The organism is Microbacterium sp. B19 (assembly GCF_000333395.1).
In the GTDB taxonomy this organism is placed as follows: Bacteria; Actinomycetota; Actinomycetes; order Actinomycetales; family Microbacteriaceae; genus Microbacterium.
On the sequence record NZ_BADA01000181.1, the window covers coordinates 1 to 2,367 of the forward strand.

Sequence of the window (2,367 nt, forward strand, 5' to 3'; positions counted from 1 at the left end):
GGGGCCCGCGACGGCTGCGTCAGCCGCGCGTGACGCGGCGCACCAGCACGTTGCGCAACTGCGCCGGCGCGGGGGTCTGCACCTCGCGGCACCAGTACGCCACCTCGCGCGCCGGCCCGAGGCCGCAGTACGTGAGCTGCAGGGCGGATGCCGTCGCCTCGAGCCCCAGCGCCTGCTGCTCGTCGTCGGCGAGCATCGAGGAGCCGAACCACACCGTCTCCCACGCGACCGCGACACCGTTCAGGCGTTCCGCCAGGTCGAAGACCGGGAGCGACGGGTCGATATCCGCCTCGAGCGTGGCCGCCGAGCGCGTGTCGGTGACGGGGATGACGTCGTCGGCCATCACGTACGGGTGGCCGTCGGCGCTCCACACCTTCCGCGTGCGCAGGACGCGGGTGCCGATCGGCAGATCGTGGAACTGCTCGGGACCGTCCGGGGATCTCTCCACCACGCCGAACGACGCGGAGACCACACTGACACTCGGCTCGTACCCCGCGCGCGCGATAGCGTCGAGGTGGTCGCGCTGCTGATCGACGCGGGTGCCGAGCTGGTCCAGGTGCGAGTGGATGACGGTGCGCGCACCGTGCGACCGGTGGATGTACCCGCGCTCCTCGAGCCGAATCAGGGCTTCGCGAACCGACGTGCGGCTGGCCCCGGTCAGCGCCGCGAGCTGCGGCTCGGACGGCATCGGGCGGCGCTCCTGATCGACGCTCTTCCAGATACCGATGAGGACGTCGACGAGATGCTCGGCATCGGAACGCCCTCTCGCCATCCACACATCCTCACCGCTCGGGGACCCAGACCCGCACAGCCTACTCGCACGCCCCCGCGACTCCCCCGTCGGACCGGTGCTCGCACGATGAAGACGCCGGACTCCCGGAGCCCACGAGGTGAGCGCCCTGCCGCCGGCATGATGTCGGCGTCAGGGCGCTCATCTCGGATCGGGTACCGCGCTCAGCCGCGAGCCCGGCGGCGGCGCAGGATCAGCGCAGTCACGATGCCGCCGACCAGCAGGACGACGCCGATCCCGATCGCTCGGGCCACGGGCGGGGCACCGGTGCGAGCGAGGCCGGACCCGGATGCCGTCGACCCCGGCGAGGACGCGCTGGGCACCGGGGTCGCCGATGCGGACGCGGTCGGACCGGGCGTCGGCGCGACCGTCGGCGTCGGGGACGGGTCCGGCGTCGGAGTCGGAGTCGGAGTCGGAGTCGGAGTCGGCGCGACCGTGGGCGTTGAGGACGGGTCCGGCGTCGGAGTCGGAGTCGGAGTCGGAGTCGTTGAGGACGGGTCCGGAGTCGGAGTCGGGGTCGGAGTGGGCGTGGGCGTGGGCGTCGGGGTCACCGTCGGCGTCGGCGTCGGGTCCGGCACCGCGAACAGCGTCCGCACCGCATCCGCCGCCTCGTCGCGGGCGAAGGCCATACCCGCGGCGTTGGGGTGCAGTGCCCCGCGCTGAATGCCCCCGAGCGGGAGCCCGCTCACCGGGATGCTGTCGGGCGAGAGCGTGAGCGTGATGCCGTTCACATACGCGTCGGACGGATTGCAGGGGCTGTGGGCCACGGATCCCGGCAGCAACGAGACGTACGTCGCGCCCGCCGCGGTCGTGGCGGCGGCCATCGCCTGGTCCATGTACACCTGCGTGTCGCGGAGCAGCGCGACATCGGTGTCCAGGTACGGGAAGGCGTTCGTGCGGAAGCCGAAGAATCCCTGGAACAACGACGCGTAGCAGCCGCCGCTCGGCGTGTGCGCGGTATCCGGAGCGAGAGCCGGGTATCCGACGACGATGATCTTCGCGTTCGGCGCCTTCGTGTGGATCGTCTGGAGCGCGGCGGTCAGCGCGGGTGCCACCGTCTGGTCGATCTTTGTCTCGAGCGTGTTCACGGGACCCGCGGGCGTGTTCACGACGAACTGTTCCCGACACGTCTGATGCGTCTGCCCGTCGACGCTCCCGAGGACGGGACCGGTGGGCGCCAGCGCGACACACATCTGTCCGATGTTCCAGAAGCCGAGGTCGTTGCCGCCGATCGTCAGGGTGACGAGGTCAGTCGTGGCATCCAGCGAATCGACCTGGACCGGGGCCGTACCGCTGACGGTCTGCGGGGTGTCGACGACGTTGGCGATGACCGCACCGCCACATGTGCGGTCGTCGAGCGCGAATCCGAACTGCGCGGCGAGGAGGTGCGGGTAGTTCTGGTCGGACTGGTCGCAGCCCTGCGCGGGCTGGGTGGATGCCAGCGGCAGACCCCACCCGGCCGCGTACGAATCACCGAGCGCGACATAGCGGCGGCCGGTGAGATCGGGGACGGCGGCGGAGGCGGCGGACCCCGCGGCCGCGATCACCGCGGCGGCGAGAACGGCCAGTGCGGCCCC

The 2,367-nt window shown here is 71.8% G+C and carries 2 protein-coding genes; both read right to left on the minus strand.

What is annotated here, in order from left to right:
• Window positions 1-19: 19 nt before the first annotated feature.
• Window positions 20-772, minus strand: a complete 753-nt coding sequence (locus I5G_RS06885) for a GntR family transcriptional regulator (RefSeq protein WP_022878400.1) — start codon at window positions 770-772, stop codon at window positions 20-22.
• 182 nt (window positions 773-954) lie between these two features.
• On the minus strand, window positions 955-2,367 hold a 1,413-nt coding region (locus I5G_RS23940; RefSeq protein WP_148286427.1), incomplete at its 5' end, for an SGNH/GDSL hydrolase family protein.